We start from the raw sequence: 15,194 nt of genomic DNA on the forward strand, positions 1-15,194 counted from the left end.
CCACTGCTTTAAGTAATTTCGCCAATGCCAGAGCAAAAACCTGCTGCTCTGGCGAAAACTCTTTCTTGTTTCCGTCACTGCTAGCCACTAATCCTATCCAACTGTTTATAAAATATTTTTTAACATTTGTTCAAACTATATCGACTTTGCCTCACAGATTAAGTGCGACACTTTGTATATAGCGGATCTGTAACTGATAGACTTAAAGTTAGCTACTGTTCCGCTTCGCGTGAAGCCACAACAAGAATTCGCGGTATCATGCGCGCCAATGAAAAAAGTTCGACTGAGACAGGCAAGGAAAGCAGCGGGGTTATCTCGAGATCAGGTTGCCAAAGCAATGCACAAGTCTGCCCATACCATCAAAGCGTGGGAGACAACCGATCGCAAACCGAGAACCATGCGAGAAATTTTGAGGTTATGTGACCTACTCAATATCAATGTGACTTGGTATCTGTCGGGGCAACTGCCTATACGCCCGATATCGCCGCAAGCCAAAGAGCAGGAATTGTTAGCCCTGTTCTCAGGGCTAACGGAGGATCAGCAGGAAGCTGTTTTGGAAGTTATGAGGGTTATGGGGCCGCCATGAATGATGAAGTTAACGTCTGTCCTTTTGGGATCTTACAATTTTCAAACACCTTTCGTTCAAATGCTTTCACCGCTATATAAGCACTTTCTACATATTCCTGTGTTAGATGCTTATCCCAAGGACATTCCATTTTCATTTGGAGTTCTTCACGGGTCTTGGCCTCTGTCACCAACTCAATCGGCTTGCCATGGGCAACTTCATCTCGAAGGACCTTCAACTCCCATAACTGCTTATATATACCTACATTCGGATCAAACTCTTCACCAGCAACCGCGCAGACTTTTTTTACTTTAGCTATATATGCGTCTCTCTCTTTCCAACGTTTGACTCGTACTGAGCCTACAAAATTAATTAAAGCTTCTACGGAAAAAGCCAAAGAAATTAAACAAGACAGGCAATCCAGTGCTACTGCATCTTCCTCGTCTTTGTCTGCTTTATCTCGGATCGTCCCTAAATGATAGAATGCCAAGTTCATTAAATCATTGTGAGGGTAAACTCGAACATGTGCCATGTATTTACTCCTTACCCAAAACGGCCACTGTTGAGTGGTATGGTTGCCCCTGGCTATCATTTTCACTTTCTTGACCAACGTGGAGCAACTTATATCCATGCTTTTCAATATAGTGATTTACACTGGCTTCAAAACTTTGTCCATTGTATGGCAAATTGCATCCATATGGACAACCAGAAATAATACTGGTAGAAACTACCACCACTTTCTTAGTTTTTTCTATTGTAATGATTCACCTCAATACCAGTATGATTCAGTCAGAATGTACGGCATACTTCATTGTATCACCGCAGATTACACAACGGAGTATTTCATCACCATCACCATTCGTCTCCTTAAAGCTAATTTTAATTTCTGATAGATTAGCTACTGATTTTGACTCTAGAAACTGACTCAAAACCTCAACAAACTCTTGCCTTGTATATGTCTTACCCATATCAATTTCCATGGTTATTTCCTTGTATATTAACAATATCTCATTCAATATCCAGAGTAATCCTAATCGGACAGTGATCTGACAAATTTAAGTTTATGACATCATCAGGGTTATATATAAACTGTTTAAATGACTCTGGAACCATAAGATTTTTTGCTCTACTATCCATTACAATATGGTCAATATAGCTTTCATAACGTTTCAGAGCCCAGCGATGACCTTCTATGTCATACTCTTTGCACTGACATCTACTCTTTTCTTTTCCCGCCGCCAGATAAAGAGCTAAACCTTGAGGAGCAGCATCATTAATTTCAGGCCAAAACCAATCTCTATATCCGTTCAGTTGACGGTTAAAGTCACCCATAACTACAAATGGCAGGCTTTCCTCGGCACGAGCATCTATCCAACTTTCTAGCTGTGTCACTTGCTCATCCAGAGTTTTACAACTATCACTTGATTCCCGTCCCTGATAGAAACAGCGACTCTTCAGATGGACTGCGAGAACTCGCAGTGCTGGCTCCCCATTTTTATGGAGAATAACATCAACTCCATACCGGAGACGGTGATTACCCTTTACATCTAGTGCAGACAGGTCTGGTTGCCGCTCAAACTCTATCCCTTTTCTGATGGCTAAGCCTACAAACTGGCGCCATTTCATCGGATCAGTAGTTTTCTCTACCTTATCCTTCCTCTCGGAGATTTCTATTTTGTACTGATACTTATCCAAAACCCGTGTTAGCGAACGGTAGTCAGCAACTTCCTGGAATGCAATGACGTCCGCTGCTAATTGATCAGCAAGATCACGCATTACCATGTAATCAGCCGAAGAGCGCAACGACTCAGGTCGTGCAGAGCCTTGATCTAGCCATTCCATGTTCCAGGTTGCCAACCGAAGCGGTTCCGCTACTGTCGCAGTCGAAAGCAATAGAAGCGGTAATAATAGTTTTTTCATATGTCCTCCTTACACACCAATAAGCATAGAAGAGCATATGGTCAAAGTTGTGACTTTGAGCTCGTTTTTAACTAACTAGAAAAGTATTAACCCTGTCTCCAGGGCTGATGAAAAGCTGCAGGAGGCTTTTTGGGGAGAAAATGAGAGTTATGGTGTATTTACTATATTTTGTATTGGGTTCTCGGGATCAAGTCTTGATATTTTCTAGACAAATGGTAAGACTTAATCCCATAATTCATTCAGTGCAAATCAATAAACACCGTGTCGATACCGTTTTCACTAATGTATTTCTGCTTGACTGCATATACAAACGAAAAGATAGCAGACCGTGTAAGCTGGAATAACCGCTTCAAGTGATGAACAAACTCTTCTTCACCAATAAAAATCACACCATCTTCGAATTCCTTGGACATTTTTGGCGCTTTAAAGTTATCCTTTTGAACGATAACAAACTTGTGCTCCAAGTCGTTTCTCCACTGCTTATAAAAAGCCCACTCCCCTTCCTTTCGTTCATTTAAGTCAGTAGCAATACTATATAGAGCCAGCAATGGAAGATTGTTTTCAGCTTCAATTTTATCTCTACGCCCATTCCTATCTAGCTGCCAAAAACTTTGAAAGGACACTTGTTTATTTGGTGGGTAAAAGTCTAACAAATCACATATTGCCACTCCAATTTTATCCAATACACCAAAACACAGCTTAAATGATGTCCTTAGTTTTTCAAGCTCAACTGATAGTGTTTCATTGTAGAAGTTATCCCCATAATAAACCTCCTTGTCACTGTGTAAACCATTTCCCTCTGAATAATCAAAGTAAAACTTACGAGCCAGTGAATATTCTGACTTTAATCTATTTAATACCATAGACATAGATGCAAAATCTTCACTATCACCTATATTCAAACTTAGGTCATCCAAGTACTCCTTTGATATACAATTGCAATATAATGAATGCTCAGACAATGCAAGCCTATTAGACTGAACAAAAGCCCTATATTTGTCATCACATTCATCATTTAACACAGATTCTATGCACTTCTGATATTCATTCGAATCTTTTATTGAATTATGCCCTTCTATTATGCTTTGAATCTTAGTAATCTTTGCATAAGCTAGCGACATCCTTACACTTTGCCTTGGAATACCACCTGAGTGCAATGCCTTAACATAACCATTTTTTGCTTGAATAAGCATATTTAAATTGTAATCATTAGTTAATCTACTTAGTAGTAAAATTGAATCAGTTCTATTTAACCAGCTCTGCGGATAACTTGAATTGATAGCAATTGCCTTTTCATAATAATACATTGCTTCTGTAATCCTAAGCTGCTGCTTCAACGCATTGCCCAAATTAATATAACATTCCGCAGGAACAGAGTTAATATCAGGAGCTGACTTGATGGCCTTCCATATAAGGGCTTTCAATTCAACCAATTCTTCGATAGTTCTAAATGATTGTAGTGTTGGCTCCTGACTTGTCAGTATGTTTGTTTTGATATTGCTATAGTTGTAATAGAATATAAATGGATTAATCCTCTCCTCAAAATCAGCTTTATTCTTCTCCATTATTTCATTTGCCAACTCGGCCGCTTCTCTGTTGGAAAATAAGTGTGCAAAATCAGAGATTACAGCAGACAAGTTAAAAAGAGCCGAATAATAACCATCCCCCTTCTCCTCCAATCTACCAATTTTCTTTAAAATCTTATTTGCTTCCCTAAAGGACACATCAAAAGACAACTCTCCAAAACAGTTATGTAACAATTGAATTTTATTGTGGACTTCATTTAAATCATTCATAATATTTTCTTATAAAAAGCTGTTAATCAAAGTGTTCGCTGTCAAATCTTGATATTTTCTAGGCATATGGCAAGATTTAACTCTAACGTTCGTGTAAAAAATACGGAGTGTAACGGGTTGCCTTGTTAGTTGCTTGGTGGAAGTAAAAGCTCAACCGAATACTTCTATATAATCAGCCATAACTCCAACTACCGTAGAAATCACAAGAACGGCAACAACCATAAAGCCAAGAAATTTAACGGACAACTTAGGACTACTTAACATGTTTGACACCACAGGATGAAATATCTTAGCACTACTATCTGTATAGCCAACATCCGTAATCTTCTTCTCTATTATCTTAATATCAAGAGAGTTAATACGCAGTAATGCACCAATAAAAGATGACTTATATGCTTTCAAGCACATTTCAATCTCATCATATAAATCACAGTCTGCACGTAAATGTAGCGTAAAATCATGATCCAAAAAGCCCTCGGTTATATCTACGGGTTCATCGCTACGTAACCTAACACCATGTGAGATTAACTCCTCTCGAAATACATCAGGAAAAAATTCCAGGCGGAACGATTCTTTCCACTCGCTTTTCTTTATCTCCAGATGAACGTTTAAATAGTATTCATTATCTGAATAATTGATAAACGCCATACCGGATTCTTTGAAGCAGACATCAGTAAGTACCGAGTAGTCAACATACAACATAAAGGATACTGAAGGTAAATCCTTCACGTATCGACCTTTAAATTCGGATATTTCCATCTCACCCAGAGAATAACTAGTAAAGTTGGGGTGCGTTGCCTTACTTGCTTCAACAACTCTATCTTTAAAAAGCTGAAAAGGAACCTTCTCGTAAGAAATCATTTTTACCTTTACCATAATAACCAGCTGATTTGTTTTTTGATGCCACCCGTGACCGAAAGGTGCTCGGAGTCAAGGCCGCATAGTGTATATAGTTTCAGTTATCAGAGTTGCACAGTCAATTACTAAAGCCGGGGATATTTGCCACTTCCTGCTTCGGCGCCACAAACCGCCCACTCAGCACATGCCCGTTGTCATCCAGCCTCTCCGTCACGCTCTCGCACATCCACTCACCATTAAACTGCGGGCGGTGATGCCCACTTAACCTGATGTTACGCTCAGCAATCAGGCCTGGAACAAAAGGAAACTCGTCAATTTCCAGTGTGTATTCGGCACGCTTGAGGTTGTGCAGTTCCGCTTCTGCTGCTGCCCGTGCTGCGGCTTCATCCGGGTAGTTGGCGTTGAGCTGCTTTGCCCTGCCCTCTGGCTCTCCAATCCTGACGGTTTTGGTCTGAGCTGCATCACCGTCATGCCAGCGGGCAACCACGGCTTTAAACTTACCGGCACCGGACAGGGTGATCGTGGCTTCCACTTCGTCAGTAAGGTGCAGGGGAACAGCAGGCAGAGCTTTGCCTGATACGGTCTGGTTGTCTCCCCGGGGGAAGAAGATCAGCTTTTTCTGCTTCACCTTCATGGTGGCGTTGTGTTCGTCGGCCAGCTCGGTCAGCAAATCTGCATCGCTCTGGCCGGTCTGGTTGCGGTGGGTAATGGTGACCTGAGCATACTGGTCAGAAACCGCTGGCTTGTATCCGCACCGGTTGGCGACTGTCTCAACCAGCGCCTTAAGCGTCATGTTCTCCCAGGTATAGTCCCGCTGGTTTTTAAACTCTCCGGAGAGATTGGCGGCATCACCAGAGAGCTCAATACGTTTTTCCGGGCTGGTCAGCTTAACTGAGTTAACGGTAAACACCCCGCGGCTCTCAAGCGCCTGTTTGGATTCACCGGTATAGATCTGCAGAGTCGCTTCGGACTGAGGAAAAGCTATCTTGCCATCATCAACCAGGCTCAGGGTAAAGCTGTCGCTCGAGCGGCCAGCTTCGTCGGTAATGGTCAGGCTGAGGAACAAAGGGCGGATCACTTCCGTAATGTCTTTGCCATTGGCCACGATTTTATAAGCCGCTAATCCCACAGGCTGATCTCCCCTTCCAGAGTCGGTTCCTCGAGCTTAGGCAGGATAATTTTGACCCCGCCAGCTAACGGGTGCGGCATAGCTGAAAGCCCGCGGTTGGCTTTCAGCACTTCCTCGTAGGCATCAGGCCTGCCGTTGTAATAACGGTCGGCAATGTCGTCTATCTGGTCGCCGTCTTTGGTGATGTAAGTGGTCATTGTGTGTCTCCCGCAAACTCTTTCAGCTCAATAGTAAACTCCACCTTCAGCGGTGCGCCCTGCCGCCAGAGCTTACTCTTATCGACCTGCAGTTGTCTTACCGTCCAGTTGCCCCAGTCCCGGCCCATACCATCAACCAGCAGCAGCGGCTGGCCCTTATCGCCTTCTGCTTTCATTTTGTCGGTCTGTTCCAGTCCTCCACGATAATGCGGATAGATAGTCCCCTGCAGGTTAAGAGCAGAGAGGTCCGCACCGATAAACTGAGAGCGGGGTTTCTGGCCCGCTACGTTGTGATCGGCCCACCGCCACGCATGGGTTTCACTTATGCTCTGCAGTGCTGCCGTATCAATTGAGAACCGGTAATCACCGAGCGCCATCATTACGTCTGCCATCTGTCCTCCTAATCAGCAAAGGCCATGTTAGTACCGCCACCCTGCAGTTTGTTCAGCTGTTTGGCCAGCCGCATCACCATCTTTTCCAGCTTGTCGATCTGATTGTCATCAACAGAGCCGGTGACGTGGAAAACAGGAGCAAATTTAACTTCAGCCCGTGGCTGAGTTTGAGAACCTACCACCTGCTGCACGTTGTTGATCAGCTGGCGGTTCTCCAGGTTCTGCACATGGTTGGTTGTAACGGTATCACCGGCTTTAACTGCAGGAGTGTTCGTACCGGTAATCTCCACTACGTTGGTTTCTATTGGATGTACGGTGTTGTTTACCTGGCTGGATTGGTTGTAGGTAGCGTTCTGCTGGTTAACTGAATCTCCAGCTTTAACTACCGCGCAAGGCCTACCTGCCACTTCCACAACATTTGTCTCTACCGGCTGGACTGTGTTGATCTCCTGACTGGACTGGTTGTGTGTGGTCACGGTTTGATTAGTTACAGAGTCACCGGGTTTAGGGTTCGGTTTTTCATCATCACCAAACCAACTGCCTACCCAGCGCCCGACTTTTTCCATGCCAATGCCACCGATAACGCTGCCGATAACACCACCAACTGCAGTGCCAATCACCGGAACGACCGAACCAATCGCAGCGCCAGCTGCAGCACCGGCGGCAATGCCACCCATCTGGCCAACGCTGCCACCCACTTCCTGCGCTTTCTCTTTCTTGCTGAGGGAGTCATCCGTCAGGGCGCTGCCGATATCCATTGCGCCCATCAACGCGCCCATATACGGAATGCGTCTGCCTACTGCACCCAACATGCCAGCACCTTTACTCAGTACCGACGTAGCGCCGGAGAGAGACTTCATCATTCCCGGGTTAAACATGGTTCTTTTTACTGCAGCGCCCACTCTCACCCGCCGCGTTCGGGCCTTGCCTCTCCTTCTGCGTCGGCGACCGGGGCCATCAGCCCCAAAACCACCATCAGGCATGTTGGTAACGTAAACTTTCGAGACTTCACCGCTGTCTGGTAAGCCAGAAGCACCACCGTCACCACTGCCGCCACCAAAAAGGCCTTTTACACTCTTACCCACATTCCATGCTTTACGCCCAATCCATGCCGCGCCCAGAGCGCCTGCAACGGCAGTGGCTCCGGTCAGGGCATTGGCCAGCGTATCCGGAGCAATGCTGTTAATCAGATCGGCCAGGTTGGCAATAGGTTCTGCCAGCTTTTCGTCTGCAAAGCCCATCCAGGCTGTTTTCAGGCTCATCATGGCGGCGTTGGCCGTTTTGGCTGCACGGGTGGAGTCCTGCAGAACGGCGGTACCGTCTCCACTAATAGCGAGGAATGAATCGAAGGCTTGTTTCCCGTCATCCGTAGACAGCACTTTCATGAAGCGCATGGCCTCATCGCCAAACAGCTTGCTGTATTCGGTGATGTCTGAGTTAGTAGCCTCCATGACTTCTTTAACGATGAGCGGCAGCTCGCGGAACTTCTTCTCTCCCCGGGCCAGCGCTTCCTGGTCAAAGACTTCAATCCCCAGCGCTTCAATGTCTTCATAGTTGGACGTGATATCCGCCAGTACCGATTCCATGGCACTGGCCGCTTCTGCTGCAGAGCCCGAGCCCATGCGGGAGATCTGCAGCATGGCGCCCATTTCCTGCACTGCTTTTGGCCCGGTCCGGCCCATAGCGGCATAAGCCGCAGATACGGACGCACCTTCAGCCGCGAGGTTCTGCAGCGTAAAGGCACCGGCTTTACCCTGGACAACCAGGGTATCGATAGCGGACAGCACATCTTCACTGTTCTTTAGGCCAAACTTGGTGGACATATCCGCGAACATTTCACCGACATCAACACCGGCCGCACCGGTTGCCTGCATGACCCGGCCTATGTTGGCCATGTTCTCCTCGGCAAACTTAAGATCACCTGTTTTCTCGACGATCTTCTCGACTGCTGCCAGCATCTCGCCCTGATCTACACGGATATCTGCCTGCTGAGAGGTCGCAAACATCTCTTTGCGAAGCGCGGCCATCTCTTCTTTAGACTTACCCACCTGGATGCCTAACCGCTCGTAGCGCTCTTCCAGCCCCATTACTGCGACGGCAGAGCCTGCACCAGCGGCACCCGTTGCGAGTGCAGTCCATTGGTTACCGACCACATCCAATCCGTCCCCCAACCCGTCTACGCTTTTGCGCAGCAGGTTATTCTTACGGATAGCCTGGCCTATATCGCGGGTGTAGCGCTTGACGCCCGCACCGGCTTTGCGCAGTGAGCGCCCCAAACCGCCCACCCGGGTACCTGTTCTGGTGCTGTCCCGCCCCAGCTTTTGTGTATCCCGGCTCAGGCGCTGCGCGTCTTTGCCCAGTTTCTGATTCTGCTGCTCAACCTGGGAAAAAGCCCGGGTGACGCTCTTGTCTACCCGGGCTTCTACACCAATGCCGACAGAGTGTTTTCTATCAGTCATTGCATCCTCTTTTTAGTCGTCTTCGTTACGCAGTGCTGCAAGCTCAGTGCATTCGTTTAACCAGTCGCTGAGCTCTGCGATGCTGAGTCTTCTGAGTTCGTCGAGGGAGATCCCTCCGCAGAACCTGGAAACAGCAAGGCACATTTGGCGGCAGACTGCGGGAGAGGCAACAAAAAACAGTCATACGCCTTCTGCAGTTGGGTGTAATCGTAAAACTGCAGGGAGCCGATAAACTCCCGGGTGGTATCCGTCAGGTTGGCGAACAGATGGGCTTCATGCTCCCCGTCATCCACCACAATCTGACTACCCACCACGACTTTGCCCTGCTGCTGAGCATGCAGAACATCATTTGACGTTGGTGGGCGCATGGTGACTGCCGTAACCGGCTTTCCATCAAACTCAGTCGCCTGTTGCAGTGTCACTTTAATCGGTTGATACATGCTTAAATCCCCAGTGCTGCGTTGATGTCTGCACGGCGATCGACACCGCCCACGATTTCTTTACCTGAGACCAGGTCGATATCTGCCAGCACTTCGCCGTTGTATTCGATCTTGAGTTTGGTCCAGGTGATTTTGCACTGAACCTCGGTCAGCTTCTTACGTTCCATCTCACCCAGATCCAATCCAATAACCCGGCCATACACCTGGCATTTGAATTTATCTGCAGTGGCGCCACCACCTTTGTAAGCAGCGCGGAAGGTAAAGGGCTTTTCCTGACCGTTGGTAAGGCCAAACATTTTGATTGTGCTTGGATTCGGCTCAGCCAGCGTGACTTCCAGATCTTCCGTTTCCATCGCGCCCATATCGACTTTGATGGCGCCCACCATGCCGCCGGCAATGTACTCTTCAACGATACGGGTCAGCGGAGGCAGTTTGACTTTAGGCACCAAGCCGATCATGCCAGAACCATCCTGGTACCAGGCGTAATCAACCAGCGTATTTGGAGCTCTGCGTTGCATAGTTCAGTCCTTATTTAAAGATCACGTCAGCGTAATCGTTGGTGAAATGGCTCGTTACGTGGATAGCCTGCGCGATACCCGGCGGGGTGAAGTCGTAATCGAGATAGAAGTTACCCGCAATGATGGACTCTGGCGGATTAAGATCTGCGTCTGCCCAGGCGGTTGCGCCATACATATGGCCGGCACGGGTTTCACCATCAAGGAAGTTCTGGACAGACTCGGTGACATCTTCCACGAAGGTGGCAAGGATCTTACGGTCACGCGCCCATTTCAGACCGAGGGTAATGGCATCGAGCACCATGTCATTGACACGCACATGAGAGTTAAACTGCCATTTCGGGTCATCACTGCAGCTCAGGTTGCCCCAGCTGCGGTAGCCGTCATCCAGGATAACTGTGGTGATCTGGTTTTCGTTGAGCAGGTGGGACATACAGTTGGTATCACCGTCTGCATAATCGACCGGAAACTCGGTGCCCATAGTGCCGTTAATACGGCGGTTAGAAAGTGATGCGCTGTAGCCGGCATTCGCATCTTGGTCTTTCTGAATTTCGAGGCCAAGCAGAAAAGCTGACATTGGTACCAGGCGATCACCGGTCGCGTTCTTCATACGCGGCCAGCAAAGCTCGAGACGACGGTCACCCCACAGCTGACGATAGGTTACGGTATCGGCATACTTCGGTGAGAACGGACAATCAGCAAACACTTTGCAGCGCAAACGGGTAGCAATTGGCAGCAGCTTGGTGAGTACCGACTGGTTCTGAGTAAATCCCGGCGCGGCCAGAAGGCGCGGACGCTTACCAGTTACCGCCTGCACGTCCAGAATCGCTTCAAGGCCTGACTTTTTACCCGTTTGCGGGTCAACTCCACCAATGATTTTAGTGATGGTTTCGGCTTCGTTGGCGCCCTCTTCAACCCGGATCACGCAGATAGTACAGCGTTGCTGGTCGTAAACTGCAGTGAGTCCATCAAAGAGCGTGCCTTTGCCTGCGCCGGTCATATCAAGCTTGGCCACCATATGAGGGTTACCGGCAATCAGTACAGGGGTATCAGCAGGGAAAACAGAAGCATCTGCATCAGGAGCGGTACCGACCACCACAGCGAACGAGGTATCGGCCATAAGCATCGGGCGGGTACCACTGTTATCGGTACTGCCAAAAATGCCATGTTTGAATCCAGCCATAAGGTGAAATCCTCTTGTTTGGAATACACACCTTCAGCGGCTTTGGGTATTGAGTTGTTTGGTTAGTTCTGGGTTGGTAGTGGGTAGCGGGCTTTAATTTCAGCTACTTTATCGCGCCAGGCTTGCTCTTTTTCTGCGGTTTGGTCGTATTGCCATTCCATGTAGAGAGGGTCGGATTCCTTTTTATAGGCAGCCTGTCTTAACCCCGACACGCGATCAGACTCTGCCTGAACCTTTTCAGACTCAATGACACTTGCGGGTATGCCCAATGCAAGCAAGTCTTCTTCTTTGTGTTGATAGTACAGCTTTCCGTTGTGGTTAATATCGAGCAACATAATGACCTCATGCCATATCAAGGTTTAGATTTGTGATCACGTAGGTATCAGGAATAGCCAACAGCTCCCTCAGGTTTGCGTGCTGGCCATTTAACTCAAGAGAAAAATACACCCCAAACAAATCCACCGGAGGTGCAATCGCAGATCCAAATCGAGAAAACAGTTTCTTCTGGGCACCGGTAACACCCGCGGCACTTGCCAGAACCCTGATGCCTGACTGATAAAAGCTCACTGAGCGCCGGTGGAAATCATCACCAGACCCTGCATCGTGGATGTGGAATACCTGGTTATCGTTGATATCCAGCTCACTGAAGATCATCCGAAGTTTGGTTTGCGAGCCAAAAATAGAACGGTTTTTGTAGATCTCGGGAAGTACCTCGTTCTCTTTCGCTCGATATGTACTGACCTTGACGTTAGTCAGATAGACATAGGGCGCAACAAAATTGGCGTACGTGGAAACGGCTTGCTTAACTTCAGGGCGATCCGTCGCTCCATCATTAGCGTTCCAGCTTTCAATGGTAATTGCCCGCCTTGCTTTAATGTAATGAATCAGCTCAAAAACCGTGCCCTGCCTGACTACGATACGAATATAGTCGTAGTCATGATCGATCAAGTTCTTCAGCCGCTCAGAGGTCTTAATGCACTGCGATGAACTTTCACCATTATTGGCATCATCACCAGCAACAGGGTCAATGAACACCTTAACACTCTTGGCAGCATTCACATTTAGCTCAAAGTCTCCAGAGATAAAGTCGTTAAACTTTTTCTGTGCTTCGGCAACTGTTTGATCAATTTCCCCCATCTTGCCCGACACTTCCTGGCACAACTCCTGTGACACAGCTACCTGCTCAGACGTTTGTTTCTCCAGAAGCATGACCTTGTCTTCTAAACTCATGAACTCTTCTCCATTTGTCTCAATTTTTCACTCATCTGCATGTTAGCTCGAGCATTCCGTATCGTTGCCGTCCCGGTAGTTATCGTCGCAGCCACGTTTGAAATGTATTTATCTCCCCATGCTGCCAGGCTCAGATTAGCTCCGGTACCCTCAACCGTTACCGACTGTGCCGGCAATGCTGCGAGCACCAGATCGAAAGCGAGGAGAAGAGGAACCTTAACCGAATAGTAAGCCAAGGGATCCGTATCTGACCAAATGGCCAGTGTGGTGCCATCCTCGAGGATGAACGCAATCTCTTTCACCCAAAAAGGAACGCCGCCAGAGAGTAACCCTGTTACGTGGATCTGGAAATCATCAATACGCTGGCTGCCAGCGACGGGAATTCTCATTCGCTCATTGACCAGACCCAACTCATGTTTGCTCGGCGTTCTGCCATGGTCACCTAAAGCAAAATGAGTGATCTTTGCGGCAAAGCCGTCATTGGTCGCGTTGAATACTGCGGCCAAACCTTTGCTGGTAATTACGGGTACTAATGCAACGGTATCACTCACGCCGCGGCCTCCATTCTGACTCTTAATACCGCCCAGCCTCTTGCTACTCCTGCAGCTACTACAGCTGCAGGCTCTGGCTGAGCATTAATTTCGGCGGTTGCCGTCTGACGCGTCAGGCAGGCACCATTGCCTGCCATCGCCATACCAATCTGAGCTTCGCTTTCCAGCGGCTGCTGAACCGCATTGGTGTCACAACGGGCCATTGCGGTTGGATTGGTAATCGCACTGCCCACAGCCAAAGTGTTTGGACCAAACTTAGCCCCGACTTTCATATCGTAATGACTGCGGGTGTTCTTGGCGTTGTCGACCGCTGAAGCAATGCGTTTATAAAGATCTTCGGAAAGAAAGGCTTCCTTCCCCGGTGACAGGTTTTTGTTCGCCCATGCTGTCACTTCGAACCGGCCACGCTTAAGAGGCGGATTTGCTTCAAACCACTCAACCAGATCGGTTTTTACACCCAGAGCATCCAGTGCTGCTTCTACCCCACCCCGGGTGCCCTTGTAGATATGGACTGTCAGAGCATTGGCACAAACTCCGCGCTTGATGCTCTCATGCCAGGTATCGTCCCAGTCATCCACGCTCAGTTCCCACGCCAGATAAGGCAGCAAATCAACCCGGCACTCCCACGGGTTCAGAAAGCTCCGGATATCACGTTCAATGAGCTGAATTTCCTCCCAGAAAACCTGTTCCAGAGCCCGTTCCATGCTGCTGGCAGAAGGTGGTAACTTGCTGACAAATGCCGCCATCACGCCACCTTCCTTCGGACTAAAATCTCTGTGCAGTACGGAGCCTGAGATTTGTCACACACGATATTGCTCACTGGCGAGATCAGCTTTACATCACGTACCGGCTGGAAGCTGGCATCCGCTTCATTGCTCTTCTGCACATGAGCCGCTGCGCTGATTGCAGAAAGAGACACCATGCCTTCCAGCATATGTGTCTCTTCAACCAGCGTTTGCAGCCTGGTTTTCGCCGTGGCAATGGTCTGGGATTCGCCCGGACCTTCCGGCATATCCAGCTCAGCTTCAATTCGGTACGTCATTATGCCTGCCGGCAGAACACTGTATTTATCACTGAGTGGACGTTTAAGCGCCGCGCTTACATGTTGATAAACTGCCTGGCATAACTCTGCAGAAGCAGTGCCATCACCCACCCGGCTCAGAATATACTGATTGACGATCACTTCTTCCGGGCTGTCTACACTGGCATCGAGTACGTCTTCATGAGCATTCAGGGCATGGAAAATATAGGCACCATCTGGCCCGGCGGTACTGAAACCTTCGGGAGCCATTTGGATACGTCGGCGATACTGGTCATCCGTTTCTTTCTCAAACTTCTCTACCGGACGGGCCGCACCCAAATGCTGCAGGTTAGCCCCATTGGAGAACGCCACCATATTATCCAGGCTGATGTCTTGAAACTCCTGTCTGGCACGGGTCACCTCTTCTGACATTGAAGACATGGCGTTATATAACGGATCACCAATTTTCGGCATCTCAACGCCCTGCAACTCAGCGTAGCGCGCCAGCATTCTGCTGCGAACAACGCCTGCAGAAAGCTGTTGCACCACCTCAGGCGGTGGGAGTTTTGAAATGTCGATTTGACTCATAACCGAAGACCTGTGATTTCCTCTACCCGGCCATCAAACAAAAGTGTCACGCTCATTCCGACCGACACTTCATTCTCACCTGGCTCTATCCACACTTTATTGAGTTTTATCTCGCCTGCGAACTCATTGGGAGGGTGGGCAATCATGCTGGCAACACCGGCATATATATCCATTCGCAGCTCAGATGTGATTTTACCGTCAATACATTTGGGCAGGTCGGAACCATACCCCCGCCCAAGGGGCAGTGTCCGCAGCCGGGTACGCATACAGCGCTGCAGCCTTTGAGTTAACTCTGCTACACCATCTATGATCTGTCCGGTTTTCTCACATATACCCGTTGCCATATCACC

Annotated in this window: 19 protein-coding genes; 1 reads left to right on the forward strand and 18 read right to left on the reverse strand. The window is 48.2% G+C overall.

All coding sequences use genetic code 11. From position 1 onward, the window contains the following. Window positions 1-268 precede the first annotated feature (268 nt). Window positions 269-586: a helix-turn-helix domain-containing protein gene (locus tag ACVB80_RS18390; RefSeq protein ID WP_481082747.1), complete on the forward strand. Its 318-nt coding sequence runs from the start codon at window positions 269-271 to the stop codon at window positions 584-586. On the opposite strand, the gene ACVB80_RS18395 is transcribed toward ACVB80_RS18390, so the two are convergent. The 18 genes from ACVB80_RS18395 to ACVB80_RS18480 form a co-directional block, all read right to left on the reverse strand. After that, on the reverse strand, window positions 570-1,097 hold the full coding sequence (locus tag ACVB80_RS18395) for a hypothetical protein (protein WP_481082748.1): 528 nt from the start codon (window positions 1,095-1,097) through the stop codon (window positions 570-572). The genes ACVB80_RS18390 and ACVB80_RS18395 overlap by 17 nt on opposite strands. 253 nt (window positions 1,098-1,350) lie before the next feature. Beyond that, window positions 1,351-1,545 carry a hypothetical protein gene (locus tag ACVB80_RS18400; protein ID WP_481082749.1) on the reverse strand — a complete coding sequence of 65 codons (195 nt, stop codon included), beginning with the start codon at window positions 1,543-1,545 and terminating at the stop codon, window positions 1,351-1,353. A gap of 28 nt (window positions 1,546-1,573) precedes the next feature. Continuing rightward, complete coding sequence (locus ACVB80_RS18405; protein WP_481082750.1) at window positions 1,574-2,485, reverse strand: endonuclease/exonuclease/phosphatase family protein; 912 nt, start codon at window positions 2,483-2,485, stop codon at window positions 1,574-1,576. Between the two features lie 239 nt (window positions 2,486-2,724). Further along, on the reverse strand, window positions 2,725-4,281 hold the full coding sequence (locus ACVB80_RS18410) for an LA2681 family HEPN domain-containing protein (RefSeq protein WP_481082751.1): 1,557 nt from the start codon (window positions 4,279-4,281) through the stop codon (window positions 2,725-2,727). A 150-nt stretch (window positions 4,282-4,431) separates the two neighbouring features. After that, a complete protein-coding gene (locus tag ACVB80_RS18415; protein WP_481082752.1) occupies window positions 4,432-5,157 on the reverse strand; it encodes a hypothetical protein in 726 nt (241 codons plus the stop codon). 100 nt (window positions 5,158-5,257) lie between these two features. After that, window positions 5,258-6,268: a contractile injection system protein, VgrG/Pvc8 family gene (locus ACVB80_RS18420; protein ID WP_481082753.1), complete on the reverse strand. Its 1,011-nt coding sequence runs from the start codon at window positions 6,266-6,268 to the stop codon at window positions 5,258-5,260. Next, window positions 6,259-6,465 (reverse strand): tail protein X, encoded by a 207-nt coding sequence (locus tag ACVB80_RS18425; protein WP_481082754.1) that lies wholly within the window; start codon window positions 6,463-6,465, stop codon window positions 6,259-6,261. The genes ACVB80_RS18420 and ACVB80_RS18425 overlap by 10 nt, the downstream gene beginning before the upstream one ends. Continuing rightward, window positions 6,462-6,857 carry a phage tail protein gene (locus ACVB80_RS18430; protein WP_481082755.1) on the reverse strand — a complete coding sequence of 132 codons (396 nt, stop codon included), beginning with the start codon at window positions 6,855-6,857 and terminating at the stop codon, window positions 6,462-6,464. Before ACVB80_RS18430 ends, ACVB80_RS18425 begins: the two co-directional genes overlap by 4 nt. A gap of 8 nt (window positions 6,858-6,865) precedes the next feature. After that, entirely contained in the window at window positions 6,866-9,316 is a 2,451-nt protein-coding gene (locus tag ACVB80_RS18435; protein WP_481082756.1) for a phage tail tape measure protein, read from the reverse strand. Between the two features lie 56 nt (window positions 9,317-9,372). After that, window positions 9,373-9,756: a phage tail assembly protein gene (locus tag ACVB80_RS18440; protein WP_481082757.1), complete on the reverse strand. Its 384-nt coding sequence runs from the start codon at window positions 9,754-9,756 to the stop codon at window positions 9,373-9,375. Between the two features lie 2 nt (window positions 9,757-9,758). Further along, window positions 9,759-10,274, reverse strand: coding sequence for a phage major tail tube protein (locus ACVB80_RS18445; RefSeq protein WP_481082758.1), 516 nt, complete (start codon window positions 10,272-10,274; stop codon window positions 9,759-9,761). A gap of 10 nt (window positions 10,275-10,284) precedes the next feature. Next, entirely contained in the window at window positions 10,285-11,454 is a 1,170-nt protein-coding gene (locus ACVB80_RS18450) for a phage tail sheath C-terminal domain-containing protein (RefSeq protein ID WP_481082759.1), read from the reverse strand. A gap of 62 nt (window positions 11,455-11,516) precedes the next feature. Continuing rightward, window positions 11,517-11,789, reverse strand: coding sequence for a hypothetical protein (locus tag ACVB80_RS18455; RefSeq protein WP_481082760.1), 273 nt, complete (start codon window positions 11,787-11,789; stop codon window positions 11,517-11,519). A 7-nt stretch (window positions 11,790-11,796) separates the two neighbouring features. Then, window positions 11,797-12,684, reverse strand: a complete 888-nt coding sequence (locus ACVB80_RS18460; protein WP_481082761.1) for a hypothetical protein — start codon at window positions 12,682-12,684, stop codon at window positions 11,797-11,799. Then, on the reverse strand, window positions 12,681-13,235 hold the full coding sequence (locus ACVB80_RS18465; protein ID WP_481082762.1) for a phage tail-collar fiber domain-containing protein: 555 nt from the start codon (window positions 13,233-13,235) through the stop codon (window positions 12,681-12,683). Before ACVB80_RS18465 ends, ACVB80_RS18460 begins: the two co-directional genes overlap by 4 nt. Then, on the reverse strand, window positions 13,232-13,981 hold the full coding sequence (locus ACVB80_RS18470) for a phage tail protein I (protein WP_481082763.1): 750 nt from the start codon (window positions 13,979-13,981) through the stop codon (window positions 13,232-13,234). Before ACVB80_RS18470 ends, ACVB80_RS18465 begins: the two co-directional genes overlap by 4 nt. Beyond that, window positions 13,981-14,844 carry a baseplate assembly protein gene (locus tag ACVB80_RS18475; protein ID WP_481082764.1) on the reverse strand — a complete coding sequence of 288 codons (864 nt, stop codon included), beginning with the start codon at window positions 14,842-14,844 and terminating at the stop codon, window positions 13,981-13,983. Before ACVB80_RS18475 ends, ACVB80_RS18470 begins: the two co-directional genes overlap by 1 nt. Further along, entirely contained in the window at window positions 14,841-15,188 is a 348-nt protein-coding gene (locus tag ACVB80_RS18480) for a GPW/gp25 family protein (RefSeq protein ID WP_481082765.1), read from the reverse strand. Before ACVB80_RS18480 ends, ACVB80_RS18475 begins: the two co-directional genes overlap by 4 nt. Window positions 15,189-15,194: the final 6 nt, after the last annotated feature.

It is taken from the genome of Vibrio sp. 9-16B-A1 (assembly GCF_056726165.1).

Bases quoted from the DNA above. Each gene is read 5' to 3' on its own strand.
- ACVB80_RS18390 (WP_481082747.1), top strand. From the start codon at position 269: ATGAAAAAAGTTCGACTGAGACAGGCAAGGAAAGCAGCGGGGTTATCT.
- ACVB80_RS18460 (WP_481082761.1), bottom strand. From the start codon at position 12,684: ATGAGTTTAGAAGACAAGGTCATGCTTCTGGAGAAACAAACGTCTGAG.
- ACVB80_RS18405 (WP_481082750.1), bottom strand. From the start codon at position 2,485: ATGAAAAAACTATTATTACCGCTTCTATTGCTTTCGACTGCGACAGTA.
- ACVB80_RS18400 (WP_481082749.1), bottom strand. From the start codon at position 1,545: ATGGAAATTGATATGGGTAAGACATATACAAGGCAAGAGTTTGTTGAG.
- ACVB80_RS18480 (WP_481082765.1), bottom strand. From the start codon at position 15,188: ATGGCAACGGGTATATGTGAGAAAACCGGACAGATCATAGATGGTGTA.
- ACVB80_RS18470 (WP_481082763.1), bottom strand. From the start codon at position 13,981: ATGGCGGCATTTGTCAGCAAGTTACCACCTTCTGCCAGCAGCATGGAA.
- ACVB80_RS18395 (WP_481082748.1), bottom strand. From the start codon at position 1,097: ATGGCACATGTTCGAGTTTACCCTCACAATGATTTAATGAACTTGGCA.
- ACVB80_RS18415 (WP_481082752.1), bottom strand. From the start codon at position 5,157: ATGGTAAAGGTAAAAATGATTTCTTACGAGAAGGTTCCTTTTCAGCTT.
- ACVB80_RS18425 (WP_481082754.1), bottom strand. From the start codon at position 6,465: ATGACCACTTACATCACCAAAGACGGCGACCAGATAGACGACATTGCC.
- ACVB80_RS18475 (WP_481082764.1), bottom strand. From the start codon at position 14,844: ATGAGTCAAATCGACATTTCAAAACTCCCACCGCCTGAGGTGGTGCAA.
- ACVB80_RS18455 (WP_481082760.1), bottom strand. From the start codon at position 11,789: ATGTTGCTCGATATTAACCACAACGGAAAGCTGTACTATCAACACAAA.
- ACVB80_RS18440 (WP_481082757.1), bottom strand. From the start codon at position 9,756: ATGTATCAACCGATTAAAGTGACACTGCAACAGGCGACTGAGTTTGAT.
- ACVB80_RS18435 (WP_481082756.1), bottom strand. From the start codon at position 9,316: ATGACTGATAGAAAACACTCTGTCGGCATTGGTGTAGAAGCCCGGGTA.
- ACVB80_RS18445 (WP_481082758.1), bottom strand. From the start codon at position 10,274: ATGCAACGCAGAGCTCCAAATACGCTGGTTGATTACGCCTGGTACCAG.
- ACVB80_RS18430 (WP_481082755.1), bottom strand. From the start codon at position 6,857: ATGGCAGACGTAATGATGGCGCTCGGTGATTACCGGTTCTCAATTGAT.
- ACVB80_RS18450 (WP_481082759.1), bottom strand. From the start codon at position 11,454: ATGGCTGGATTCAAACATGGCATTTTTGGCAGTACCGATAACAGTGGT.
- ACVB80_RS18410 (WP_481082751.1), bottom strand. From the start codon at position 4,281: ATGAATGATTTAAATGAAGTCCACAATAAAATTCAATTGTTACATAAC.